This is a genomic window from Clostridium sp. AM34-11AC, from assembly GCF_003435375.1.
Lineage (GTDB): Bacteria > Bacillota > Clostridia > Lachnospirales > Lachnospiraceae > Pilosibacter > Pilosibacter fragilis.
Genome location: NZ_QWGL01000016.1, coordinates 17784 through 42621, shown reverse-complemented (window position 1 = coordinate 42621; position 24838 = coordinate 17784). Strand labels below are relative to the sequence as shown.

Here is a 24838-nt window from a genome sequence, read left to right as displayed (position 1 = left end):
TATCAGAGCAGGATTCCTTTGGGGGAGTCCTGCTCTTTTTTCTTTATAATTCTTTTATACCGGACTCCCTTGCTTTTCCAAAAGCACCATGTTAAGATACATTTAAGCAAGGTTTCTAATGAATTCTATTATCTAATATCATCTAAGCCGGATTCGGCATCTGAAGACTCTTTGCTAAAACACCAAAATAACCGGCAGGGAGTCGAAAGAAGCACTTTCCTGCCTAATCTCAGGAAAGGAAGGTCTGGTATGAAACAACAGAATCATTATGCTTATGATATTCCGGCGGAGTATGCGGATATCATTGATCCTTCGAAAGTAAATCTCAGTGATTTTGCCTTATTTCTGGCGGTCATGAAGCGCAAAAAGGCACATGAATGCGTGCTGAGTATTATTTTAGGGGAGCCTGATCTAAAGCTGAATCAGGTTCATGTGGAGGAAGTTGTACTTAACGCAAAAGGAGAACGGGGCATCCGGCTGGATGCATGGGCGGTATCTGAGGATTCCCGGCATTTTGCGACGGAAATGCAGAATGACTCAGACATCGATGATGTGCGAAAGCGATCAAGGTTTTATCAGGGACTTTTGGACAGTCCGATACTGAAGTCCGGAAGGAAAACAAAATACCGCCATCTGCCTTCAACGATCGTGACATTTATCACTCAGAAGGATATTTTCGGGAAAGACCGCGCAATGTATACGTTTACTGAGCGGTGTCATGAGTTTCCCGAGATGGAGTTAGAAGATGGAACTAAGAAAATATTTTTAAATATGACCAGCAAGAATGGACGGGATGAGCTTGTGAGTTTTCTTCAGTACTGTAAGAATTCTACGCTTGATAATCCGGAGATCACGATATTGGACGAACGATTGAAAACACTCGATGCGATAGTAGCTGAGGTTAAGCAAAATGAAGAATGGGAGGTCGCACGTATGAGTATTTTATCTACTGGAATTGAAATTGGTGAGAAGAAGGGAATCGAAATTGGACAGAAAAAAGGAATATTAGCAATGATTCGCATGGGAAGAGAATTCCATTTAAGCGATGATACTATTCTGGAACAAATATGTAAAAATTTTGATCTGGATCAGATCACTGCGAAAGAATACATTGATTCTTTTGGGAAATAATTATCCATATTCATCAAAAAGATCCGGGAGACCATCCATACATGATGGGATCCCGGATCTCTTTAATTTTTCTTTATTTATGCCGCATGGAATCTTCCATCCCGCCTGCAGATCTCCTCAAACTCCTTAAGCTTCTGCTTTGCCTCCGGACTTAAGTCATCCGGAACCTGTATTCTTACGACGGCGTACTGGTCACCGTGGAGTGACGGGTCTTTTAAGGAGACGATACCTTTGCCGCGGAGACGGATCTTTGTACCGGAGCGGGTTCCGGCTTTGATTTTGCAGACCACATCTCCATATAACGTGTGGACAAGAGTCTCACCGCCGAAGACGGCCGTGGTGAACGGAACTTCCACATCGCTGTAGACATCCATGCCCTTTCTCGTCCAGCCCGGCTTCTCACCGACTGCGATCTTGAGAAGCAGGTCGCCCGCGGCACCACCGCCGGTTCCCGGCATTCCTTTACCTGCAAGCCGGATGCTCTTTCCGGTCTCGATGCCTGCCGGGATCTTTACCTTCAGGGTCTGCGGTCTGCTGCCAGGCTGGTTCGGGTTCTGGATCGTGATGGTCTTTTCGCAGCCATGAACGGCCTCATCGAAGGTTATCTGGACCTCCGCATTTAAGTCGTTGCCGCGGTCAGAAAATCCAGAACCGGAAAATCCATTTCCGCCGCCAAAGCCATGGAAGCCGGAACCGCCAAAGCCAGCGCTGCCAGCTCTTCCTTTGCCGCCAAACATATTTCCAAACAGATCACCGAAGATATCATCCCCGTCACCGCCCTCAAAATGGAATTCATGATATGTTCCATCTCCGGAGCGGAAGGATCCAGACCGGTATGCTCCGCCGGCACCGTTTCCGAAGCCGCCGAAACCGCCAAAACCACCGGCACCTGCTCCGGCGCCCTGTCCGTAACCTGCCGTCTCATCAAAAGCAGCATGTCCGAACTGGTCGTAAAGCTTCTTCTTCTTTGGATCACTCAAAACGTCGTAAGCCTCATTTACATCCTTAAACATCTGCTCCGCCGTCTTATCGCCAGGATTGGAGTCCGGATGATACTTCTTTGCCAATTTTCTATATGCACGTTTAATTGCCGCAGCATCCGCGTCTCTCGAGATGCCCAGCACATCATAATAATCTCTCTTTGTCGATGACATATTCACCACCTCACTGTTCTATATGTAATGTAACATATCAAATATTCAATGTCAAGGGAGGTATGTGAATTTTTTGTGATATTTAAAGATCCCGCCGAAACCTTCCTCTGTACAATATCTGTACGTCCTGGCTTTTGGCGGGATCTTTATTTTTCAATATTTGCTTTACTGTTCTGATTATTCCTACTTTTCAAAAATCTGCCGGAATTCCTTTACCTGGGTCCGACCGATGGGCAATGCCTCAGCATCATAGTACTTCATCTTCACACAATATCCGTTATTGTAGCTCACCTGCATCTCCTTCACATAATCCAGATTGATCAGGTAGCTCTTGTGGATCCGGAAGAACCGGCTCTTTTTCAGGTGGGTCTCATAATTGTTCAATGACTCGTTCTGCAGATAGAAGGATCCGTCCTTCATATGGATCTTGCAGGAACGCTTTTCCGTCTCGATGAACACGATATCCGCCACGTCAACAACCTGAAAGCTGGAGCCCACGTTCACCATGATCTTCCCGATTTCATATCCGGGACCGGCGGCCTTTTCCTTTATGTGTTCATGGACCCGCTCCATCGCCCGTTTGACGCGCTCATAGTCAAAGGGTTTTAAGAGATAATCCACCGCCCCGATCTCAAAGGCCTTTACCGCGTATTCCTGGAACGCAGTGGCAAAGATGATCAGCGTGTCCGGCTGCTTTCTCTTTATCATGGATGCCAGCGTAGTGCCGTTCATTCCACCCAGATTAATATCCACAAAACACACATCAAAGGTCTCATTTTCCAGCATTGCAAGAAATTCTTCGCTTCCGTCGGCCTCCGCGATCTCCGCCTCCGGCTCACACTGTTCCACCAGATATTTAAGTTCGCTTCTTGCCGGGCGCTCATCGTCAACTACTGCTATTCTCATACCTCATGCCTCCCATGTTCTGTCAAAAACGCCGCTGTTCCAAACAGCAGGCTGCTGTCATCTGTTCTTTCAGAAGATCGTCAGCCTGGCGTTTTCTCCTGCTGCGCGCTTCCAGCCGCGCTGTCCGGAATGTTCATCCGCACGTCCGTCCCTTCTTCACTTGTCACGATCTGGAGTCCGTAGGACTTTCCGTATAAGGAGATCAGTCTCTGCTGCACGTTCATCATTCCGATTCCTGTGTGTTCCACTTTTTCCCCGCCGTACAGGCTCTGGACGATCCGGTAGTCCATTCCCGGTCCGTTGTCGATCACGTCGATCCTCGTGGACCGTTCCTCCCGTTTTACGTTTACGATGACCTTTCCGACTCCTTTTTCCCTCTGCATTGCCCCGTGATGGACCGCATTCTCCACGATGGGCTGTAAGATCAGGTTCGGCACGCAGCTTCGCAGCGCCTCCGGATCCGCATTGATCTCGATCGAGAGACGTTTTTCAAACCGCGCCTCCTCAAGCATCGTATAGGCTTTTACATGCTCAAGTTCCGTGTCAAGAGTTACCATATAATCGGTATCCTCCAGCATGCTGCGGAAATAGGAGCTCAGTGCCAGCAAGAGCTCTCTCGCCTTCTCCGGCTTTTCCCGGCAGAAGTAGGAGATCGTATTTAATGAATTGAACAGGAAGTGCGGATTGATCTGGGACTGCAGGGTCCGAAGCTCCGCTTTTCTCAGCTCTTCCTTCTGTTTCTCCATCTCCGAGAGCTTGATCTGCATCGCGAAGTGATTCGCCAGTCCCGTGACAAATTCAATATCCGCCCGATAGGAATAGGCATTTTTCTTCACCAGCATCACAAGCGCCAGAACCTTTCCCTCATCGAGGAGGATCGGTGCGGAGATGATCACATTCTCCTTATAAAGAGGATAAAATCCGTCCTCCGGTAAAGGCACGCGGCTGATCCTCGTTGTCTTGAAGGTCTTTGTTGCAGATAAAAGTCTCGGATAATTGTTCTCTGTGAGAACGATACTGGAAAATGCCCCGCTCCTTGCCAGAAATTTCATGTCATCGATCAGTGCCGCGCCCTGACAGTGGTACTCTTCCATAATAATGTCGATGATCTTTCCCGCCGTCTTCCGGTCCTTCTCCACAGAGCCAAGATACGGGGTACACCGCTCGGCGGTTCTCATTGCGAGGGAGACCTTGGACGCAACCTTCAAGTCCTCCGTGTTGAAGATCGATTTAAAAACATTAAAGAAGATCACCATGCCGACGGAATTGATGATCACCATCGGAACGATCACGATCTTTACGATATCAACGGCCGCATCAAACGGTCGGGTGAGCAGCAGGATCAGAACAATATGGATCATCTCGGAAATGAACGTGACTCCAAGCAGAAATGTATTCGAGTACTGGCGGTTTTCCTTCTTCTTCCAGCCGATAAAGGAACCGATGATCCCATGGATGACCGCGGAGAGCACACAGGCCACCGTGGAGATCCGCTCCGGGAAGATCAGATACCGGTGAGCCGCCGCAATCGCTGTCGTGATAAAGCCGGAGACAGGACCGCCCAGAAATCCGGCGGACAGGACACCGATCACCCGGGCATTCGGCAGCGCCCCTGTCACCTGAATCCCAATGTAATCAGAGATGATGCAGAAGACGCCGAAGATTACACCGAGAAGCACCTTTTCCCAGAGCCTCTGCCAGACGCTCTCTCCTCTTCCTTCCTCACTTCCGCCCTCTTCATTTAATAGAAGTCTCTGGACAAAGTCCATCTTCGTCATCATGAAGGCGAGCACTACCAATAGGCAGATGTTAAAGCAGATACTGTAAATAACATCAAGCAGCATGTTGTTTCCTCCTGTCTCTGACGATCCCTGTTTTTCTATATCTGTCCGCAGTGGTTATTGCAATCTGCGCGCAGCATGGATCACAACTGTCCGACGCCTGACCCGGTGTGTTCTAACAGACACATATAGAAAAACAGGGACCGCCGCAGTAAATTTTCTGCAGCAGTCCCTGTGCATTCACTGGTTATCTATGAAGGTCTACGCTGCCGCCGGTGCACTCTTCTTTGCAGCTGCTTTCTGGAATACGAATACAACTGCGCAGATCACGATACCTGCGATATCTGTCACAAGACCACTGTCGATCAGGAGATAAGCGCCAATGAGGCTGGCAATTCTCAATACGATGTTGACCTTTGTGAACAGGAAACCTTCGACTGCTGTACTGATTAAGAATACACCAACTGCAGCAGTTACTGCAACCTGAATCGCTTTTGCAAGCGGAGTATCAAGCAGCAGAAGGTCTGTATTGTATACAAACATGTACGGAAGAATGAATCCTGCAAGTGCAAGCTTTACGGATGCCCATCCTGTCTTCATCGGACTTCCGCCTGCGATACCTGCTGCCGCAAAGGCTGCAAGGGCAACCGGCGGTGTCAGGTTTGCGAACATTGCGAAGTAGAAACAGAACATGTGGGCAACCAGGGCCGGGATACCAAGCTGTACCAGAGCCGGAGCTGCGATCGTGGATGTAATGATATAGGACGGGATACTCGGAAGACCCATACCTAAGATCATGCAGGTGATCATTGTGAATACCAATGTGAACATCAGGCTCTTTCCTCCGATGCTGATGATGGTATTTGCCATATTCAGGGCGAAACCTGTGATAGAGCAGGAACCAACGATGATACCAACGCAGGCGCAGGCGATCGCTACGGATACGGTAGACTTCGCGCTCGCTACCATCGCATCAAGAATATCCTGGAAGGTCATTCTCGTATTCTTTCTGCACTGCGCCACGATGATCGTGAATACGATCGTATAGAACGCAGCCATGATAACCGTCTTTCCGGAGAAGAACAGCATGTAAACGAGGAAAATGATCGGAAGTGCCAGATGACCGTACTCCTTCATGACCTGGGACATCTTCGGAAGCTGATCCTTCGGGGTTCCCTGCATTCCCATCTTCTCAGCCCTCATCTGGATCTGGAACAGGATGCCCATGTAGTAGATAACTGCCGGGATGATCGCGGATAAAAGAAGTTCGTTGTACTTCATGCCAAGAGTATCTGCCATGATAAATGCGGCAGCACCCATAACCGGCGGCATCAGCTGTCCGCCGACAGAACCGGTCGCAACAACGGCGCCTGCGAACTCGTCGTCATAGCCGGATTTTTTCATAAGCGGGATCGTGAAGGAACCGGTCGTAACAACGACGGCTACGGCCGCACCGTTGATCATTCCGAGAAGTCCGGAAGCAACGACTGCTACCTTTGCCGGGCCGCCCTTTGTGCCGCCCGCGATGGCGTTTGCGAAGTCGTTGAAGAACTGACCCATGCCACACTTGTTCATGACTTCACCGAAGGCAATGAAGAGGAAGATGTAGGTGGACGCGACGTTGACCGATGATCCGTAAATACCTTCCGTGTTCGAGAAGAAATGGCTCATTAACTTCTGCCATGTATATCCTCTGTGGAGGAAGATGCCCGGGACATCGATCGGGATGAGTCCCTGCTTCGTGCCCATTAAGCTGTAGATCATAAAGATAATGGAGATGATCGGGAGAGCCATGCCGCAGACACGTCTCGTTGCCTCCAGAACGACCAGGGTTAACAGGGTACCGATTACGACATCCATCATGTCCGGCTTTCCGGCACGATTGATGATGTTTACATAATCTACGCACATATAAATCGGAACTGCGGCTGACAATGCGATAAATACATAATCATACCATGCGATCACTTTGCGGCTCGCTTTTTTCGTAGCCGGATAAAGCATGAAGGCAAGAATCAGGATCATGCCGACATGGATGGAACGATGCTTTAATGTTTCCGGCATGTAAAGACCGGATGCGAAAACCAGATGATATAAGGTAACGATGATCGCGAATACCCGGTAAGCTTTCTTTAATACCGGGGACCCGAACTTTCTCGTCTTGCTCTCTTTATCAAACTGCTCGAGGAGTTTCTGTTTTTCTTCCTCGCTCATCTCTGCTTCCGCTGTACTGGGGACGATGTTTTTTTCTTTTTCGCTCATACAGATTTCCCTTCCCTTCGTTGTCAGAGTTGTTGTCGATGTTTCTTCAGCAGTTTCCTTTTCTTATTTTTCAAAACCATTCCGGATCCTCAGCACCATTTTTACGTGATGCGGCATGTCAGAACCCTGAATCAGGAGCTCGCCATTCACCTTGATGTTCTTCAGGGCTGTCTGGGAATTGATCCAGTTGAACTGCGGAAAGACGCTTTCGATCTCATCCATGTAGACGAGTCCGTCTTCGTAGCGGTATTTGCAGTCCATCTCTGCCGGAATTCCGGCACCGAAGCCCGCGACCGCGATGGTGTGGAGAATGAAGCTTCCGTCTTTCTGTATTTCGTAATACTCGTACCATGGAATATGCTCAAAGGAATGTTCCCACTGGAAGGAAAGCTCGTCACCGGTCTTTACCGGAATCTCCCGGTAGACATTTCCGGTTTCAAGCTCTTCGATCACCAGAATTTTTTTCTGCTGCCGTATAAATACGGCAGCAGAGATTGCTGTGATTACCAGAAGAACCGGAATCAGGATTTTTAATTTAGTTCTCAGGAGTCTCATAACCGTGATCCTGCCACCACTTCGCAGCACCGTCATGAAGCGGGATCTTTACATCGTCAACACCGAAGGAAACATCGATGTTCTTGTCTGCTGTGTTGTGGGATGCCTTGATGGTAGCGATTCCATCGTCGGAGAAGATGCAGTCAAGCATATCGTAAACCATGTCATCGGATACGTCCTTATTTACAAGCATGATATTGTAAACGAATACGCTCTCCACGTCCTCTTTGTTGTTGTATGTATTGGCCGGGATCGTGCTTGCGGAGAAGAACGGATACTTCTCGATCAGGTTATCTCTGCCTTCGCCGTCGATCGGAACGATCACCATATCGTAGCTGAATGCCAGCTCGCTGACGGTTGCGTTCGGAAGACCGGAGGTAACGAATGCCGCGTCGCACTGACCGTTCTTCATCTGGTCGATCGCTTCGCCGTAGGATAAGTAGTCAACATCACTATCCTCATATGTCATGCCGTATGCTTCATAGATCATTCTCGCATTTAACTCAACACCGGAGTTCGGAGCACCGATACCGACTCTCTTGCCCTTTAAGTCCTCAACGCTCTTGATGCCTGTGCTTGCCACGGTTACGAGCTGTACGTAGTTCGGCCAGAGTCTCATCATGGCTCTCAGATCCGGCTCTGCCTTCTCAAACGCACCAAAGCCCTCATAAGCCTGTACGACGGAGTCCTGCATTGCGATCGCAAGCTCTGCCTCACCGTTTAAGATCAGGTTGATGTTCTCAACGGAAGCGCCGGTTGCCTGTGCGGATGTCTTATATCCTGCATTTCCTAATGCGGTTGCAAATGCGCCGCCGATCGGGTAGTAGATACCACTCGTAGGACCGGTTGCGACTGTGACAAACTCTTTCGCCCTGTCAATGCTCACGGGCGTGCTGCCTGCCTCCGCGCTGGAACCATCCGCCGCTTTCTCAGTTACGGCTGCCGCTGTTGTGTCAGCTGCTGCTGTTGTAGATGTATTGCCGGAACTGCTGCCGCATCCTGCAAGAGCTGCTGTCATTGTGAGTGCCATAGCTGCTGCTGTGATTCTCTTCACTAATCTCATACTGTTTACCTCTCCTTCTTTTTGTTTACCCGTAATTGTCCGGTCCCACCCGGATCATTACATACCCACTTTTCAAATGCTTCATATTCTTTATAAATATTTCACATTTCATGTCTAAATTTTAACGTAAACGTAGCTCTGATACAATGGGGTTCGTGCAAACTGCACAAAATCGTGTGTGAATGGTAAAAATTGATGTGTGAAATGCAGGAATAAGACTGCTTTCCTGTAAATCTATATGATATTATTTTAACAATTCTTTGCACACCTTTGCGATCGATCGATGAGTTCGCTTGATAAGTAGGAATTGATCGTTCCCGTTAATATATTGCTTTAATTTTTTAAACTTTAACGCGCGTAAGTGTTGACTTTTCTCTCTCCTGTCTTTATACTATGGACATAGCGGATCACGCCTCGCAGGCTTTGCCGATTTGGAATACAAAGCACCGGCATTCTTTCTGCGAGATGTGCGTTATATAACGCATGACCGGATATTACATCAATCATATAGAAACAGGGGAGTAACCGCTTATGGGAGCAATTGTAAAAGTAAGAAATGTAAAATTGGGAGACGGAATGCCGAAGATCTGCATTCCGGTTACGGATACAAATCTCGATGACCTGAAAAAATCTGTAAATCTGATCCGGAATACTCCGTTCGACCTGATCGAATGGCGCGCGGACTTCTACACCGGTATGGAAGATCCCGAAGTCCGGACCAAGGCAATGACCTTATTCCGGAATGCTTTAGGAAATATTCCGGTGCTCTTCACGATCCGTACCAGAGTGGAAGGCGGAATGATGGAGATCGATACGGAGACCTACACGAAGACGATCCTTGCCGTGATCGACAGCGGTCTCATCGACCTCGTTGACGTGGAACTCTCCCGTGGGGAAGAGACGATGAAAACGATCATTGCGGCAGCCCACAGGGTTGGCGTGAAAGTCGTCGCTTCCCGCCACGACTTTACCGCAACGCCGGATAAGAACATCATCATAAGCAATCTCTGCCTGATGCAGTCCCTGGGCGCTGATATCGTGAAATTCGCGGTGATGCCGCAGTGTGAGCGGGATGTCCTGACTCTGCTTGACGCAACGTTGACCATGAAGGAGGAGCACAGTGATACCCCGGTGATCACCATGTCCATGAGCCCCACCGGCGTCATCAGCCGTATCTGCGGTCAGCTCGTCGGCTCCTGCGTGACCTTCGGAACCGCAGGAAAGGCATCTGCGCCAGGGCAGATCCCGGCGAACCTGTTAAGCACGTTCCTGCAAACGCTGGCATAAATGACTGTTCACACGGATATGAGCTCCTTCACAACAATACCCCCTGTGTCCAGCTCCCCTCTGCTCACTTTCTGTTAAACCCCTATAAGCTCTAAATACCTTTACCATAAATTGTACCCGCTCAATGCGAGATCATATTCTCCGCAAAGATCCCATACCCCCTCGTCGGATCGTTGATAAACACATGGGTCACAGCCCCGATAAGTTTTCCGTCCTGGATAATTGGTGAACCGCTCATACCTTGAACAATGCCGCTTGTCAAATTTAAAAGTTCCTCATCCACAACACGGAGAACCAGGCCTTTATTTTTCTGAATGCTGCCGTAATCCACCTTCTGAATTTCGATCTCATAATCTTTTACTTCCCCGGACACATTGCTTCGGATGTACGCAGTTCCCTTGTGAGTATCCTGTCGGAAGCCGACGGGAATCGCATCGGTTTTTATTGAATCCAGAAAATGCTGGTTTACGGTTCCGTAGATTCCCTCTGCCGTATTCTCCTTCACTTCCCCCAGTTTTGTTCCTTTTCCGTAATAGATCACTCCCGACATGACTCCCGGCTTTCCGGTCTGGCCTTTTTCGATCCCGAGGATCTGGGTCTCGTAGAGTTCCCCACCTTCAATATCCACCAGTTCCCCGGTATCACTGTCACTGATTCCATGCCCAAGAGCACCAAAATTTCCGTTCATATCCACATAAGTCATGGTTCCGATTCCCTGAGTATCATCCCTGACCCAGGCACCAAGCTTATAGCTTCCGTCTTCCGCAAGAACCGGTGTCATATCAACCTCGATCCTGCGACCATCACGCCGGATTCCGAGCGCCAGCGTCTTTCCGTCTGACGCGCTCACCGCGTCCACCAGATCATTTTTATCTTCCAGATCTTCTCCGTCCACCGTCTGGATATAGTCTCCGGACTTTAAAAGCCCGTAAGCAGGTTCCACAACGTTTCCCGTATCATTTGTGATCTGCCCCGTCCCAATCACCATAACGCCCTTTGATTTTAAATAGATTCCCACCGGCGTTCCACAGGGGATCGCATAAGATCCATCCACTACCTCCACCTGAATGTCTTTCATCCGGATAAGTCCCAGGAACTTCATTCCAACCCGGTAGCTTCCCTCATTTTTCCCATACATAGAGACTGAATCCGGGCGTTCGATCCGGATCATTCCTTGCGGGATTTCTGAAGCATTCTTCAGGACAACCTCCTCGCTGTCACTCTCAAAGGTCACTCCGGGAGGAAGAGCGAAATGAAAGACTTCTTCCTCATTGACCACCAGATTCAGCCGATCCGGCACTGCATACCGGATATAGACCCAGGAAAATCCGATTGTAAAGACGAGAGAAATCCAGAATATCCGGATCAGGATCCGTCGAAACGATTCTTTTTTCATCATGGCAGCTCCTCCTTTATTCATTCTTTATCTGCAACGCCGCTGTCGCGCCTGCACTGCAGTTTTCCGAAGCTGCCGCTTCCCTTTTATCGTTTCCACTTTATCAGACAGTCATTCCCATCCGTCACAGAAACCGTTATAAAAAAAGGAGAGGCAGCTTTTTTGCTCCTCTCCTATTATGTGATGCTTTCTTATTTTCACCCTGTCAGTTTTTTCTCATTCTGCCGATTCATCCCGCTGTTTGAAGTACAGCTCTGTGATTCTTCGTCTCCTCGGCCAGACGTTTCATCTCCTCGGCATTTTCCCGTACTTTTTCCGTAATCTCAGCTCCGCCTAAGAGTCTTGCGAGTTCATCCACCTCATCCTTCTCTGTTAGTTTTCTGATTTTCGTCGCAGTCACACCATTCTCCACAGATTTTTTTATTTCAAAGTGCGTATCCGCCATTGCCGCGATCTGCGGAAGGTGGGTAATACAGAGTACCTGGTGCTTTTTTCCGATATAGGACAGGCGCTCCGATACCTTCTGGGCAGTCCGTCCACTGATACCGGTATCGATCTCATCGAAGATCAGAGTTGGAATATCGTCCGTGTCCGCAAGGACCGTCTTGATCGCCAGCATAATTCTTGAAAGCTCACCGCCGGAAGCAACTTCCCCCAGCGGCCTTGGCGGAATACTTCCCGGATTTGTAGAGATCAAAAATTCTACCTCGTCGGAGCCGGCTGCCGTAAAGTGATCAGTCCGGCGTACATCCACCCGAAATTCCACATGAAGGAAGTTCAGGTCCTCAAGCTCCTCCGTGATCCGGTTCTCCAGAATCTTTGCTGCTTTTTCTCTCTCCTTCGAGAGCCGTCCGCAGAGAAGTCCCAGAACCCGCTTCTGCTCCTCAAACTCGGCTTTTGCGGCAAACGCCAGTTCCGCATAGTTTTCCAGTTCCTCAAGGCGTTTTTTCTTCTCTTCCAGACATTTTAAGACAGCTTCCTCGCTGTTTCCGTATTTTGCCATAATTCCACGGACAAGATCCAGACGTTCTTCCGTCTTTTTAAAATCTTCCCCTGAAAACTCCATCTCATCCATATAGTCTGAGATCGACCTGCAGATATCCGATAAAATACTTTCCGCGTCAGAAAGACCAGCAGCGATCCCGGACAGTCTTTCATCGTAGGCTGCCACACTTTCCATCTCACGGTACGCACGGCCGATCGCATCTCCATCTACCGCCTGATAAGCTCCCTGTAAGCTTTCCATAATCTTTTGACTGTGGGAAAATTTGCGGAATTTCGCCGCAAGTTCTTCCTCTTCGCCCGGTTTTAATGCAGAATTCTCAATCTCATCGATCTCGAATCTCACAAAATCAAGTTCTCGCTTCCGGCTTTCCTCATCCAGAGAGAATCCGTCAAGCTTTCCTTTTAATTCCAGATATCTCCGGTAACTCTCTGCCACATTTCTTTTTAAGCTTCCCGTCTCTCTCCAGGAATATTCATCAAGGATCTCCAGATGCTTCTGTTTATGAAGCAATGACTGGTGTTCATGCTGTCCATGGATATCGAGAAGCTTTCCGGTCACGGCTTTTAAGCGCGCCGTCGTCACTGTCTCGTCATTGATCCGGCTGATGCTTCTCGTCTGGGTGATCTTTTTTGAGATGATCAAAAGACCATCTTCATCCGGATACACATCCATTTTCTTTAATTCTTCCCGTTTTTTCTCGTCATCAACCGAAAAAATAAGCTCAATATACGCATACTCTTCCCCACATCTGATCATATCCCTTGACGCTTTCGCGCCCAGCGCCAGGGCAACAGAGCCAATGATAATCGACTTTCCGGCTCCGGTCTCACCGGTCAGGATATTTAAACCGTTTCCAAACTCCACGTCCGCCTGCTCAATCAGAGCAAGATTTTTTACATGTAAACCAACAAGCATCCTGTTCCCTCGCTTTCCCTCTATGAAAATAAAACATTTGTTCGATTTGGTAAAACGAGTATAGCACACATACGTTCGATTGTCCAGTGTTTTTCGAACAGTTGTTCTCTTTTTTCCGTTCTGTTTCCTAAAAAAATCCCTGCACAGCAAAACCAGGTAATTATCCCGTTTCTGCTCCGCAGGGCTCAATATTTCTGCAATATTCTGCCTTAAACAAAAAAGTCCAAAGCCTATTTTCCTCCGTAACTGTTCAGTAAACAGTTACGCGCAAAAATCCATTCCAAATCGGCTGTGCCGATAGGATTTTTGCCTTCTATTCTAAGTTTTCTTACGGTCAGCGCAGTAAATGCGCAGACCTACTGAACAGTTACTTTCCTTCAATGATCTTCTTCAGCTTATCCATCAGAATGATCGTGTCATCCACGGTCCGCACCGCGCACATGATCGTATTGTCTCCGGCCACACATCCGACGATCTCATGAAAACCGATCACATCCAGTGCCTCAGCGACTGCCATCGCCATACCGGAAACCGTCTTGATCACAAGAATATTCTGTGCCATGTCCATGGACACATAGCAGTCCCTGAAAATACGGATATATTTCTCGCCAAAATCTTTCTGATGCTGCATGACTGCATAGCACTGGCGGCCATTTTTTCCAGGAGCTTTCGTGAGCTTCAGTTCACGGATATCCCTCGATACTGTCGCCTGTGTCACATGATATCCGGCCTTTTTCAGATACTCCGCAAGCTCCTCCTGCGTCTCGATCTGATATTTTCCAATCAGCTCCACGATCTTACTGTGTCTGTCAACCTTCATGTCTGCTGCCCCTTTCTGATCTCGTCCTGTATCAGTGTCCGTTTCACTTCTTTTGAAGAAATCCGCACACCGTCCTGCGTGTCCTGCAGCGCTATTCCGCTGTAAATTCACGCGTCGTACATCTTCATCTTTAAAATATCAAGGAATGACCGGTGATCAAGCTTCACAACTCTTGTCACCGTCTCTGCCTTTGTGATCTCAATATAATCCCCATTTTCCAGCCGCACTAACGTGTCGCCGTCAAAAGCCGCCACCTGACTGCCCCGGTTTGTTGCCGGGATCTCGATCCTGATCCGGCTATCCGCTCCGAAAACGATCGTTCTCGATGTCAGCGTATGCGGGCAGATCGGTGTAAGGATCATCAGCTGTCCGTCCGGCTGGGCGATCGGTCCCCCCGCCGACAGATTGTACGCCGTGGATCCCGTAGGAGTCGCAACGATCATACCGTCAGCGCTGAATTCATTTAAGAACTGTCCGTCCACGTAAAGCTTTAGTTTTAATACCCGTGGATCTCCGTCCCTTGTCAGGACGATATCATTGAGCGCAATGCTCTCTTTCACCGGCCTTGCGTTCCGGTAAACACAGCCCTTCAACATCATGCGTTCCTGAAGTTCATAGCAGTCCTCCAAAAGCGCATCCAGAAGCTCCTTTACATCGCCTTCCCGGCCGATCTGGGTAAGATAGCCGAGGCCGCCGAGATTGATACCGATCATCGGAAGATTTCTCCCTGCAAGATCCCTTGCCGCCTGGATCAGGGTTCCGTCCCCGCCCAGCGTGATGACACATTCGGTATCCGCAGGTACCTCCTCCGGATCCGTATACGGATTTCCATGTCCGGACACACTTTTCCCCAAGGAAACTCCCGCGCCGTGAGTCTTCAGGTACTTTTCAATAGCCGCCTGCATATTCTTCGTATTCTCTTTGTCAGGATTTGCAACGATGTAAAATTTCTTCATAAAATTATGCCTGTTATGCCTTATTTATCCAGTGTCTCGTGTGCCTTTTCAACGATCTCGGAAGCGCCGATGGTGTCGTTCGCAAATGTACTTCCATCCGTGCAGTTTCTTAAATGGAGCAGATATTCGATATTTCCCTCCGGCCCCTTGATCGGGGAGAATTCCAGGTGCAACGCCTCAAAACCGATGCTGCCCGCAAAGGACGCGACCATCTCGATCACCTCAAGATGCACGGATTTTTCACGGACAACGCCCTTCTTTCCGACCTTCTCACGCCCTGCCTCAAACTGCGGCTTGATCAGACATACGACCTCTCCGTCCGGCTCCATGAGCGCCTTCGCCGGCCCCAGAACCTTCGTCAAAGAAATAAAGGAGACGTCAATGGATACAAACTGGATCCTGTCCGGGATCTCCTCCGGAGTCACATAACGGATATTTGTCTTTTCCATGCAGACCACGCGCTCATCATTTCTGAGCTTCCACGCCAGCTGTCCATGTCCCACATCCACAGAATAAACCTTCACTGCCCCATTCTGAAGCATGCAGTCCGTAAATCCGCCCGTGGACGCTCCAACGTCCATACAGATCTTTCCCTCTAATGTCACGCCGAAATGTGTCATGGCCTTCTCCAGTTTCAGGCCGCCGCGGCTCACATATTTTAATGTGGTTCCGCGCACCTCCACGTTCGCTGTCTCGTCGAACATGGATCCCGCCTTGTCTTCCTTCTGTCCATCCACATAGACGATGCCGGACATGATGACCGCCTTCGCCTTCTCTCTGGACTCCGCCAGATTTCTCTTTACCAGCAGAACATCCAACCGTTCTTTCATTGGCTTTGCTCCTTATCTCTTCTCGTTTAAAAATTCCTTCTCAATGCGTCTGATCACAGAATCGCTGTTAATTCCAAGCATCTCCCTGAGCACAGAAACATTTCCGTGTTCTACATAGGCATCCGGAAGCGCGATCTGGATCACGCGGATCTCCGGGTGTTTTTCATGGATATATTTTGTGACATACATGCCCATGCCGCCGCGGAGAACATTCTCTTCCATGGTGACGATCAGTTTATGCGTCTTGCAGAGACGATCGATCATATCCGTATCGAGCGGCTTTACAAATCTTGCGTTCACTAAGGTACAGGGCTGTCCTTTTTCCTTTAATTTTTCCCGGACGTGTTCGCCGGTACTCACCATGCTTCCGAGGGCAAAAAGTGCGATTTCCGACTCCTCGTAGAGCATCTCCGCCTTTCCATATTCGACAGGAGTGCGAAATTCTTCCAGTCCGCGGTACGCCTGTCCTCTCGGATAACGGATGGCGAGGGGCGCGTCAAAATTCACGCCGAACTCCAGCATGTCCTGAAGCTCCCAGCAGTTTTTCGGTGCCATGATGTTCATTCCGGGCACAAGACTTAAGAAGGAAATATCAAAAATCCCCTGATGTGTCTCCCCGTCGCTTCCGACAAGACCAGCCCGGTCGATGGCAAACAGCACTGGAAGCCCCTGAATACAGACATCGTGAAGCACCTGATCATAGCCGCGCTGTAAAAAAGAAGAATACACCGCAACTACGGGCTTCAGTCCCGCTGCCGCCATACCTGCCGCCGATGTCACCTCATGGGCCTCCGCGATTCCCACATCAAAGAACCGTTTTGGGAATTCCTTCGCAAACTTCGTGAGTCCTGTTCCGTCCGGCATGGCTGCTGTCAGAGCCACGATTCTTTTATTCTTTCCGGCAAGTTCGCAGATCTTCTCTGAGAATACATCCGTGTAGCTCGGAAACTCCTTTTTCTTTAAAGGATTTCCGGTCTTGATATCGAATGGTTCCACACCGTGGAATCTCGCCGGATTTTCTTCCGCCGGCTTGTAGCCTTTTCCCTTTTTCGTGATAACATGGACTAAGACCGCATGCTGGACGCGCTTCGCCTCCTTAAATACACGGATCATTTCCTGAACGTTATGGCCGTCCACAGGCCCCAGATACGTGATCCCCATGTCCTCAAATAACATTCCCGGAACAAGGAACTGTTTGATCCCGTTCTTTAACTGGTACAGACCGTATGCCAGCGGTCTTCCGATCACAGGGATCGCGGAAAGTGTCCGTTCCACTCGGAGCTTTAGCTCCGCATATCCTTCTTTTGTGCGGACACTGCTGAGATATTTCGACATTCCGCCCACGTTCCTGGAAATGGACATCTCATTGTCATTCAGAACAATAATAAAATTTTTTCTGATCTGGGCCGCGTTGTTCAATGCCTCATATGCCATTCCGCCGGTCAGGGCACCGTCTCCGATGACCGAAATCACCGAATAATCTTCCTCTGTGATCTCTCTCGCCTGGGCGAGACCGAGACCCGCAGAGATGGAGGTGGAGCTGTGTCCTGTGTCGAAGGCATCGTAAGGGCTTTCCTTTCTCTTCGGGAATCCGCTCATTCCGCCAAACTGGCGCAGGTCATCAAAACCGGCTTTTCTTCCGCTTAAAAGCTTGTGGGTGTAGGCCTGATGGCCCACATCCCAGACGATTTTATCCTTTGGAAGGTCGAACGCCAGATGCAGCGCCATCGTAAGTTCCACAACCCCGAGGTTTGAAGCGAGATGACCGCCTGTTTTACTTATTTTTTCGATCAGGAACTGGCGGATCTCCCGCGCAAGCTCCGGATACTGGTCTTCTTTCAGTTTTTTGATGTCCGAAGACTGTTTTATATGATCAAGCAGCATGTTTCCAGACTACTCCCTTACATATTTTATATAGTGATTAGTTTCTCCTATTCACGAGCATTTCAATAATATTGTACAGAAATTCATTTTTTCCCGGCAGCCCCGCAAGTCTTCCTGCTGCCCGGTCAGAAATTTCCTTTACATCCCGTTTTGCCTTTTCAAGGCCTTCTAAGGTCACATAAGTGGTCTTTTCGTTCTTTTCATCGCTCAGAACCGGCTTTCCAAGCTCTTCCTGAGTGCTCGTCACATCGAGGATATCGTCCTGAATCTGGAACGCGAGACCGACCTCGGAGGCCATCGTTTCCACCTCTTTGATCTCTTCCACGGTCGCGCCCGCAAGGACTGCACCGATCATCATGGAGGCCTCGAGGAGAGCACCGGTCTTTAACCGGTAGATGAAATCAAGTTTTTCTCTCGGAACCGCCTTTCCGGTGAGCTCCACATCGACGGTCTGTCCGCCGATCATGCCATAGATTCCGGTCTTTTCTGCGAGGATCCCGATGGCGCGGCCGACTTTTGCCGGATCAGCGCCCATGGAAAAGGCCTTTGACGCAGTCTCGAACGCGTAGATCATCAGCGCGTCACCCGCCAGTACTGCCATATCATAGCCGTAGGCTTTCCAGGTGGTGAGTTTTCCGCGGCGGTATTCGTCGTTATCCATGCACGGCAGATCGTCATGGATCAGGGACGAGGTGTGGATCATCTCCATGGCCGCCATGAACGGCTCGATCTCCGGACCGTTTCCGCCGAACAGCCGGTACACTTCCCGCATGAGAAGCGGTCTTAAGCGCTTTCCACCTGCTTTTACACTATAATTCATTGCCTCAAAGATCGTCTTCTGGTGTCCGGTCTCCTCCGGCAAATATGAATATACGACTGTCTCAGTCTCCTTGACCGCCTGACTGAACCTTTCCTTAAAATTGTCCGCCATTTTCCTTTTCCTCCGTTTGATCTCCACTCAAAACAAGGATCTTTTTTTCGATCGTCTCAATTTTTTCGTTACAGCTCTTTACAAGCTTCATGCCCTCTTCATAATCAGCGAAAGCGTCCTCCAGAGATCCGTCTCCCTTTTCCAGCTTTCCGATGATCCGGTCGAGAGCCGCAAATGTCTCCTCGACATTCATCTGTTTTCTTGTCTCGTCATCCATATGATTCCTCACTGTGGCAGCATATCCTGCCGTATCGTTCTATTTTCCTACTTGAATTATTATTTAATTATTCGTGAAAATTGGTGCGATAGATAATATTCTGTGGTGGATTCCTACCGATACTTCTCAACATGATCTACAACAGCCCCGATTCGACCGTCCTTCACCCGGACCGTGATCCGTTTTCCGGCTTCCGCCTGTTCCACAGTCTCCAGACGTTTTCCATCCCCGTCCGTGATAAATCCGAATCCTCCGCTGATCTTCTTTAACGGGGACAGTCCCCACAGACGTTCACTCTTCACCGCAAGATTTCTCTTATCAGCCGCAAGCCGGTCCGCCATGGATCTTCTGAGCAGTGTCTCTGCATTCTGCAGATCACGTCTCGTCTCCTGCTGCCGCTCTGCGATCAGACGTAAAAGTGTATCTTCCGCGTCCGCCAGCCGTTTTTTCTTCTCATTCAACTGGCTCTTCGGGTCATAAAACCGCAATGTCAGCTCATCATGCTTTAACCTGCTTTTAGCCCGCTCAAGACATGTTCCCATCTCCTTCATCAGGCGCTGTTTTCTCGCATTCAGATCCATCCGGAACTGGAAATAATCAAATACCGCAAGCTCTGCCGCTGCTGACGGAGTCGGTGCCCGAAGATCTGCCGCGTAATCCGCGATCGTCATATCGGTCTCATGACCAACTGCGGAGATCACCGGCGTATTGCATGCGAAGATCGCTCTGGCGACTTCCTCCTCGTTGAAGGCCCAAAGGTCTTCGATCGAACCGCCGCCGCGCCCGACGATCAGGACATCCAGTCCCATCGCATCAAGCGTCCGGATTCCTTTTACGATGCTGTCCTTTGCGCCGTCTCCCTGAACCAGGGCCGGGTAGAGGATCAGCTGGACATATGGATTCCGTCTGTGGGAGATATTCATGATATCCCGGATCGCAGCTCCCGTGGGCGCTGTGACGATTCCCACGGTCTTTGCGAACCGCGGGATCGGCCGCTTATACTGCGGGTCAAACATCCCCATCTCTTCCAGCTCTTTTAAGAGTTTTTCAAATCTCAGATACAGGTCCCCGCGCCCGGAAAGTTCGATTTCTGACGCGTAGAGCTGGTATTTTCCGTCCCGCTCGTAGACATCCACAGTTCCTTTTACAACAACCTGCTGTCCCTCGGCGAGCTTAAAGTTGAGGCCGCGGCGCTGGCTTGCGAACATGACAGCCTGAAGTGTTCCGCCGCCGTCTTTCAGTGTGAAATAGATATGTCCGGAACTGTGATACTTACAGTTGGAAACTTCCCCCTTCACCGACAGGCGGCGAAGAAGGAAGTCCTGTGCAAACATATTTTTGATGTATGAATTTACCTGTGCAACAGAGTAAACACCTGCCATCGTTTAATTGCCTTTCTGGATCAGTTTTGCAAGGATACCGTTTACAAATGCCGGGGCTTCATCTCCGCCGAATTTCTTTGCGAGTTCAACCGCTTCGTTGATGGCAACCTTCTCCGGGATCTCCTCATCATATTTCATCTCGAACACTGCAAGACGTAAAATCGTAAGCTCAACTTTACCCATACGTCTTGTTCTCCAGCCTTCCGCGATCTCGTTGATCTTTTCATCGATCTCCGGGATCAGTTCCATGATCTTCTCGACGCGTTTTTCGAGATATGCGCGGTCCTCTTCTTTCTCAAACGGATCATGAAGGATCTCATCTTTTCCGTCTTCGCCGGTCACATCCTCCTTCGGCGCTTCAAAATATCTCTCTAACTGCTCTTCCTTCTCCTCTGCCGGGTAAAAATCCTGGCAGAACAGCATCTTAAAACAATGTTCTCTGGCTTCCCTTCTGGTCACTTTTCTACCTCCGTTTATCTGAACGGGCCGACGGGCTTTTCCGTCAGTCCGTGCTGCTCTGATTATCAATCTCTGAACTGCTCTTTTGCAGCCATGCTTCCGAAAAAGCTGCCTTTTGCAGCTTCTGCAGATGTGAGCGCAGAACAGAGTACTCCTAATTTAGGATTATACGTAACTATTCAGTACCTTCATAGTTACGTGCAAAAATCCATTCCAGATCAGCTTCGCTGATGGGATTTTTGCCTTCCAGCCTATGTTTTCTTACGGTCAGCGCAGCAAGTGCGCAGACCTACTGAACAGTTACGATTATACATGAAAATGTATATTTTCACAAGTCCTTATGTGAGAGATGTTTCTTTTATCCTTGTGGTATGGTATACTCTTTCTGATCCCTTCAGAATTCCAAACTTACCTCAGAAAGGAAAATAATACAATGAACAAAGTAAAATACCTGCCGCTCATCATCCTGTGCATGCTATTAACCGGATGCGGCAATAAAAATAATATTTCGGAGGAAGTCTCCACAGAAACAGCCGTACATACTTCCGAAGTCGAATTAAAAACGGCAGTGGAAACAGAGTCAGAAAGCACTTCTGGATCTGACACGAAAACAGTGGCAGAAGACAGCTCTGAAACCGATATGAAAACAGAAACCAGCCCTGTCGCCAATGAGGACACCGTAAATAATACTCCCGGGACAAAATACATTACCATCGACCTGTCCACAGCCAAGGAGACACATCCCACCGGTGATGCCGCCGCTCCTTTTGATTTAAGGATCGTATCCGAAGAAGAAAACGGTATCGATTTTGCAACCGAATGGTACGACAGGAAAGGATTATCCCTCCCAATGATCGGCACCGACTGGAACAGCTTTTATGATGACAACTACCAGTACCTCTGGTCCGGCGAAGAGCTTTATATTTTTGAGAACGGTACCGGAAACTGCCTGTATGTCTTAACCTATCCCACCGACAAATGGTACATCAACGGAAATAATGCCTGTCTGAAGGACGGTATTTTCTACGGAGCCAGCGTGACAAACGGCTACGCCCAGCCGGATACCTGCTTCATGTTCGCCTACGATCTGGAAAACGACAAACTCCTCTGGAGAAGCGCCGACCAGACCTGTAACTCCATGAACTTTATCGTAAAAGACGATGTGATCATCTGCGGATACGGCTTCACCTCCGAGGACGACTACCTCTACCAGCTTAATCTTCACACCGGAGAAGTCCTCTCCCGCCTGAAACTAAAAAAGCAGCCTGATCTCCTCGTATACCAGGATAATACACTTTACGTCCATACCTACAGCTATAACTACACAATCGAGATAAAATAAGTTTGCCAAAAAGGGCAGGACTCCCAGTGTCTCCCGGGAATCCTGCCCTTACGCAGTCACAATCTTTACTTTTCTTCCAGGCTGACCCCGGCAATCTTAATATTCACATCAAGCACCGTAAGCCCCGTCATGTTCTCGATCGCGTTCTTAACCTTCTCCTGCACCTTCTCGCAGACGTCCGGAATACTATATCCATATTTCAGATTCAGAGCCATATTCACGCTTACATGCTCCTCCGTAACTTCCACCTTAACGCCTTTGGAAAGGTTCTTCATTCCAAGCTTTCCAACCAGCTCGTTCGTAATATTTCCCGCCATGGAGTCCACGCCGTCAACTTCAGTTGCTGCCAGGCCGGCAATAATTGCCACGACTTCATCCGCAATCTGGACTTCTCCAATTTTGTCCTTTTCATAAACCTTATGACTGCTTCTCTCTGTTTCCGCTGCCACAACAATTACCTCCTGTATATCAAAGATACAGTTATTATACCATTTTCTCCTCTCTTTGCATAGTTCTTTTTATCACACTTTGCGCCTGCCGCCAGAGATACCGGGAACCATACCACTTTACGCCAATATTCCGTCACCATCGTCCTTATCACTCATCCACATCCAGCAGCGTGATCACGATCCCGTCCGCCCCGATCTCCGTCTTCCTCTTCACGATATCCTCGATCTGCGCCCGCTCCTGGTCCGAGAGCGATGCCGCGTTCACCACGACGTCCACCTTCCCGTCCGTGATGCTGACCACCGGGTCCACAAAGCCTTTTGCCTTTAAAAGCGTCTCCGCCGCGTTCTCCTTTTCCGAGATCTCCGTCATCCCGATGAGGTTCTGGATCGCCGTCTGCTTCTCCTCCTCCGAGATCTGGTCACTGTTGATGATCTGCATCAGAGTTTCCTTATTCTTTGCCCGGATCTGCTCCCTGCCAAGTTGGACGCCAGCTATGTACTCGGAGATCCCTGTTCCGCCGGTGAGCACCGCCTCACCCGGATTCTCAATTCCCGCAGCCGCTGTCTCCTGCCCGGAAACTTCTGCACCAGCAGATTCCGCACTCTCAGGCATCGCCGCCACCTCATTTCCATCGGGCAGAAGTTCCTCTCCATCCCCGTCAAGACTCGCAATTTCCTTGAGCTTTCCATCATCCACCCCATTCTTCGCCTGATTCTCCGCCAGAATGTCCGAATCGGAAATATCCATCATCCCCGCCTCGTACACCTCTGCCCCCGCCACTTCCTTCTTCGACGAGTAATTCAGGTATCCCGCTGCCGCGATCATGACCGCCAGCGTCGTGATAATGATCTGATTTCTTCTGAAGATCCGTTTCATCGCAAAACTCCTTCTTTCCCATACTTTCATACTTCCATTCTATGATTCCAGGATTGAAATATACCGCTGTAATTCTCTCCTCTGTAAAAAACAGAACCCATTTTTGCCGATACTCTGCAATCCACTGCCTTTATTTCACCGCCCGCTTCATCACCTTGATCTTATTCGCCGGAAGTCCTAAAAGCGCCTCCATCGCCTCCGAGATCTCCGCCCGGATCACCGCACTTCCGCCGCCGTCCGCGCTGATGACTACACCGGAGATCTCCGGTTTCACTTCCTTCTCCATCACCGGTGACTGGCTCTTCCCGTCAAGCACCGTGCTCTCTGACTGGTTCTCCTCCCTTATGACCCGTGAACTCCCGGAGCTGCTCCCACTCTCCTCCGTCACTGAGGACGTGCTGCTCTTATCCACATGCCAGATCCTCTCCTCCGAAGATTTCAACACCACCATCACATCCGCCTCCCCGACGCCATCCACACTCTTTAATAGTTCCCGGATCCGCTGCTCCAACTTCTCCTCGTAAGAACCACTCTCCTCCTTCGCTGCAGCTTCCTCCCCGGTATCTTCCAACGCAGTGCTCTCATCGTCCCCGCTGACATCCGCAATCACCTCCACCGTTCCAGCTCTCAATCCGGAATCCGTTGTCTTCCCATTCGGCAGTGAGATCACAAACAGCAGCAGCCCGGAACAGAATAGAAAAATCACCTTCTCCTTATTCCCTTTCAACATCGACCTCAATGTCCCGTTCTTCCACTCCATAATAAGCACCTATCTTCCTTCTGACCGAAGCGATCTCCGCTCCTGCCTGATTCTGCTCTCCCCGGACCACTAACTTCACATGGCTGAGATTTCCGGCATCCGCCACCCGGGCCGATACGCTCACGCATTCCAGACCATCACTCTCTGCCATAGTCCGGATATCAGACTCCACCGCCGCCCGGTACCGCTCATAAAATCCTGCGATCCGCCTCTCATCCACGGCTCCAAGTTCCTCCTTCAGCGTCCGCACATCGTCCTCAAAGATGATCTTCTCAAACATGCCCGCTATCGCTGTCTCCATCCCCGTGATCCGTGCAAGCGGCCCAAAAGCCAGCAGGATCATAACCGCCCCGGCAAACAGCCGCAAGTACTTTTCGTATTTCGGATCCGGCAGAAGATTCATGACCATGGTCACGAAGATCATGTAAAAAACGATGTCTTTTACCCAGTTTTCAATCGCTTTCATGCCGCTCCC

23 protein-coding genes are annotated in these 24838 nt (G+C 49.5%); 3 read left to right on the top strand and 20 right to left on the bottom strand.

The features are described 5' to 3' along the window. Positions 1-18: 18 nt before the first annotated feature. A complete protein-coding gene (locus DW826_RS10730; protein ID WP_242994087.1) occupies positions 19-1131 on the top strand; it encodes an Rpn family recombination-promoting nuclease/putative transposase in 1113 nt (370 codons plus the stop codon). 77 nt (positions 1132-1208) lie between these two features. On the opposite strand, the gene DW826_RS10725 is transcribed toward DW826_RS10730, so the two are convergent. The 6 genes from DW826_RS10725 to DW826_RS10700 form a co-directional block, all read right to left on the bottom strand. Further along, positions 1209-2285 carry a DnaJ C-terminal domain-containing protein gene (locus DW826_RS10725; RefSeq protein WP_117552709.1) on the bottom strand — a complete coding sequence of 359 codons (1077 nt, stop codon included), beginning with the start codon at positions 2283-2285 and terminating at the stop codon, positions 1209-1211. 183 nt (positions 2286-2468) lie between these two features. Beyond that, entirely contained in the window at positions 2469-3191 is a 723-nt protein-coding gene (locus DW826_RS10720; protein ID WP_117503217.1) for a LytTR family DNA-binding domain-containing protein, read from the bottom strand. An 80-nt stretch (positions 3192-3271) separates the two neighbouring features. Continuing rightward, a complete protein-coding gene (locus DW826_RS10715) occupies positions 3272-5035 on the bottom strand; it encodes a LytS/YhcK type 5TM receptor domain-containing protein (protein ID WP_117552708.1) in 1764 nt (587 codons plus the stop codon). A 198-nt stretch (positions 5036-5233) separates the two neighbouring features. Beyond that, positions 5234-7234 carry a TRAP transporter permease gene (locus DW826_RS10710; RefSeq protein ID WP_117513078.1) on the bottom strand — a complete coding sequence of 667 codons (2001 nt, stop codon included), beginning with the start codon at positions 7232-7234 and terminating at the stop codon, positions 5234-5236. A 63-nt stretch (positions 7235-7297) separates the two neighbouring features. Then, positions 7298-7789: a DUF1850 domain-containing protein gene (locus DW826_RS10705; protein ID WP_015553738.1), complete on the bottom strand. Its 492-nt coding sequence runs from the start codon at positions 7787-7789 to the stop codon at positions 7298-7300. Beyond that, a complete protein-coding gene (locus tag DW826_RS10700; protein ID WP_242994086.1) occupies positions 7770-8852 on the bottom strand; it encodes a TAXI family TRAP transporter solute-binding subunit in 1083 nt (360 codons plus the stop codon). Before DW826_RS10700 ends, DW826_RS10705 begins: the two co-directional genes overlap by 20 nt. 531 nt (positions 8853-9383) lie before the next feature. Between DW826_RS10700 and aroD the strand changes: the two genes are divergently transcribed. Continuing rightward, positions 9384-10139 carry a type I 3-dehydroquinate dehydratase gene (gene aroD / locus DW826_RS10695; protein WP_117552707.1) on the top strand — a complete coding sequence of 252 codons (756 nt, stop codon included), beginning with the start codon at positions 9384-9386 and terminating at the stop codon, positions 10137-10139. A gap of 121 nt (positions 10140-10260) precedes the next feature. On the opposite strand, the gene spoIVB is transcribed toward aroD, so the two are convergent. The 10 genes from spoIVB to nusB form a co-directional block, all read right to left on the bottom strand. Then, entirely contained in the window at positions 10261-11538 is a 1278-nt protein-coding gene (spoIVB, locus tag DW826_RS10690) for a SpoIVB peptidase (RefSeq protein ID WP_117552706.1), read from the bottom strand. A gap of 226 nt (positions 11539-11764) precedes the next feature. Then, a complete protein-coding gene (gene recN, locus DW826_RS10685) occupies positions 11765-13456 on the bottom strand; it encodes a DNA repair protein RecN (RefSeq protein ID WP_117552705.1) in 1692 nt (563 codons plus the stop codon). A gap of 367 nt (positions 13457-13823) precedes the next feature. After that, positions 13824-14276: an arginine repressor gene (gene argR / locus DW826_RS10680; RefSeq protein ID WP_021905435.1), complete on the bottom strand. Its 453-nt coding sequence runs from the start codon at positions 14274-14276 to the stop codon at positions 13824-13826. 107 nt (positions 14277-14383) lie between these two features. Beyond that, a complete protein-coding gene (locus DW826_RS10675) occupies positions 14384-15232 on the bottom strand; it encodes an NAD(+)/NADH kinase (RefSeq protein WP_117552704.1) in 849 nt (282 codons plus the stop codon). Between the two features lie 20 nt (positions 15233-15252). Next, positions 15253-16062 carry a TlyA family RNA methyltransferase gene (locus DW826_RS10670; protein WP_117552703.1) on the bottom strand — a complete coding sequence of 270 codons (810 nt, stop codon included), beginning with the start codon at positions 16060-16062 and terminating at the stop codon, positions 15253-15255. A gap of 12 nt (positions 16063-16074) precedes the next feature. Next, a complete protein-coding gene (gene dxs / locus DW826_RS10665) occupies positions 16075-17946 on the bottom strand; it encodes a 1-deoxy-D-xylulose-5-phosphate synthase (protein ID WP_117552702.1) in 1872 nt (623 codons plus the stop codon). A 37-nt stretch (positions 17947-17983) separates the two neighbouring features. Then, a complete protein-coding gene (locus DW826_RS10660; RefSeq protein ID WP_021905438.1) occupies positions 17984-18877 on the bottom strand; it encodes a polyprenyl synthetase family protein in 894 nt (297 codons plus the stop codon). Beyond that, positions 18861-19094: an exodeoxyribonuclease VII small subunit gene (xseB, locus tag DW826_RS10655; protein ID WP_015553747.1), complete on the bottom strand. Its 234-nt coding sequence runs from the start codon at positions 19092-19094 to the stop codon at positions 18861-18863. Before xseB ends, DW826_RS10660 begins: the two co-directional genes overlap by 17 nt. Before the next feature lie 113 nt (positions 19095-19207). Next, on the bottom strand, positions 19208-20476 hold the full coding sequence (gene xseA / locus DW826_RS10650) for an exodeoxyribonuclease VII large subunit (RefSeq protein ID WP_117552701.1): 1269 nt from the start codon (positions 20474-20476) through the stop codon (positions 19208-19210). A 3-nt stretch (positions 20477-20479) separates the two neighbouring features. Further along, positions 20480-20935 carry a transcription antitermination factor NusB gene (gene nusB / locus DW826_RS10645; RefSeq protein WP_021905440.1) on the bottom strand — a complete coding sequence of 152 codons (456 nt, stop codon included), beginning with the start codon at positions 20933-20935 and terminating at the stop codon, positions 20480-20482. A gap of 433 nt (positions 20936-21368) precedes the next feature. Here nusB and DW826_RS10640 point away from each other — a divergent pair, with 433 nt between their 5' ends. After that, a complete protein-coding gene (locus DW826_RS10640; protein ID WP_117552700.1) occupies positions 21369-22277 on the top strand; it encodes a hypothetical protein in 909 nt (302 codons plus the stop codon). Between the two features lie 65 nt (positions 22278-22342). Here DW826_RS10640 and DW826_RS10635 read toward each other — a convergent pair whose 3' ends face one another. The 4 genes from DW826_RS10635 to DW826_RS10620 form a co-directional block, all read right to left on the bottom strand. Continuing rightward, complete coding sequence (locus tag DW826_RS10635; RefSeq protein ID WP_117470208.1) at positions 22343-22726, bottom strand: Asp23/Gls24 family envelope stress response protein; 384 nt, start codon at positions 22724-22726, stop codon at positions 22343-22345. 148 nt (positions 22727-22874) lie between these two features. Then, the gene (locus tag DW826_RS10630) at positions 22875-23603 is read right to left on the bottom strand and encodes a SpoIIIAH-like family protein (protein ID WP_015553751.1); all 729 of its coding nucleotides are present in this window, start codon (positions 23601-23603) and stop codon (positions 22875-22877) included. 130 nt (positions 23604-23733) lie between these two features. Continuing rightward, a complete protein-coding gene (locus DW826_RS10625) occupies positions 23734-24363 on the bottom strand; it encodes a stage III sporulation protein AG (protein WP_117552699.1) in 630 nt (209 codons plus the stop codon). Beyond that, positions 24317-24829, bottom strand: coding sequence for a stage III sporulation protein AF (locus DW826_RS10620; RefSeq protein ID WP_117470206.1), 513 nt, complete (start codon positions 24827-24829; stop codon positions 24317-24319). Before DW826_RS10620 ends, DW826_RS10625 begins: the two co-directional genes overlap by 47 nt. Between the last annotated feature and the right edge of the window lie 9 nt (positions 24830-24838).

Excerpts from the sequence above, each read along its gene's own strand:
- DW826_RS10630 (WP_015553751.1), bottom strand. The coding sequence starts at position 23,603 with ATGAAACGGATCTTCAGAAGAAATCAGATCATTATCACGACGCTGGCG.
- aroD (WP_117552707.1), top strand. The coding sequence starts at position 9,384 with ATGGGAGCAATTGTAAAAGTAAGAAATGTAAAATTGGGAGACGGAATG.
- DW826_RS10720 (WP_117503217.1), bottom strand. The coding sequence starts at position 3,191 with ATGAGAATAGCAGTAGTTGACGATGAGCGCCCGGCAAGAAGCGAACTT.
- xseB (WP_015553747.1), bottom strand. The coding sequence starts at position 19,094 with ATGGATGACGAGACAAGAAAACAGATGAATGTCGAGGAGACATTTGCG.
- DW826_RS10715 (WP_117552708.1), bottom strand. The coding sequence starts at position 5,035 with ATGCTGCTTGATGTTATTTACAGTATCTGCTTTAACATCTGCCTATTG.
- DW826_RS10675 (WP_117552704.1), bottom strand. The coding sequence starts at position 15,232 with ATGAAGAAATTTTACATCGTTGCAAATCCTGACAAAGAGAATACGAAG.
- recN (WP_117552705.1), bottom strand. The coding sequence starts at position 13,456 with ATGCTTGTTGGTTTACATGTAAAAAATCTTGCTCTGATTGAGCAGGCG.
- DW826_RS10660 (WP_021905438.1), bottom strand. The coding sequence starts at position 18,877 with ATGGCGGACAATTTTAAGGAAAGGTTCAGTCAGGCGGTCAAGGAGACT.
- dxs (WP_117552702.1), bottom strand. The coding sequence starts at position 17,946 with ATGCTGCTTGATCATATAAAACAGTCTTCGGACATCAAAAAACTGAAA.
- DW826_RS10710 (WP_117513078.1), bottom strand. The coding sequence starts at position 7,234 with ATGAGCGAAAAAGAAAAAAACATCGTCCCCAGTACAGCGGAAGCAGAG.
- DW826_RS10625 (WP_117552699.1), bottom strand. The coding sequence starts at position 24,363 with ATGGAGTGGAAGAACGGGACATTGAGGTCGATGTTGAAAGGGAATAAG.
- DW826_RS10705 (WP_015553738.1), bottom strand. The coding sequence starts at position 7,789 with ATGAGACTCCTGAGAACTAAATTAAAAATCCTGATTCCGGTTCTTCTG.
- DW826_RS10620 (WP_117470206.1), bottom strand. The coding sequence starts at position 24,829 with ATGAAAGCGATTGAAAACTGGGTAAAAGACATCGTTTTTTACATGATC.
- spoIVB (WP_117552706.1), bottom strand. The coding sequence starts at position 11,538 with ATGATGAAAAAAGAATCGTTTCGACGGATCCTGATCCGGATATTCTGG.
- DW826_RS10700 (WP_242994086.1), bottom strand. The coding sequence starts at position 8,852 with ATGAGATTAGTGAAGAGAATCACAGCAGCAGCTATGGCACTCACAATG.
- xseA (WP_117552701.1), bottom strand. The coding sequence starts at position 20,476 with ATGGCAGGTGTTTACTCTGTTGCACAGGTAAATTCATACATCAAAAAT.
- argR (WP_021905435.1), bottom strand. The coding sequence starts at position 14,276 with ATGAAGGTTGACAGACACAGTAAGATCGTGGAGCTGATTGGAAAATAT.
- DW826_RS10670 (WP_117552703.1), bottom strand. The coding sequence starts at position 16,062 with ATGAAAGAACGGTTGGATGTTCTGCTGGTAAAGAGAAATCTGGCGGAG.
- DW826_RS10725 (WP_117552709.1), bottom strand. The coding sequence starts at position 2,285 with ATGTCATCGACAAAGAGAGATTATTATGATGTGCTGGGCATCTCGAGA.
- DW826_RS10640 (WP_117552700.1), top strand. The coding sequence starts at position 21,369 with ATGAACAAAGTAAAATACCTGCCGCTCATCATCCTGTGCATGCTATTA.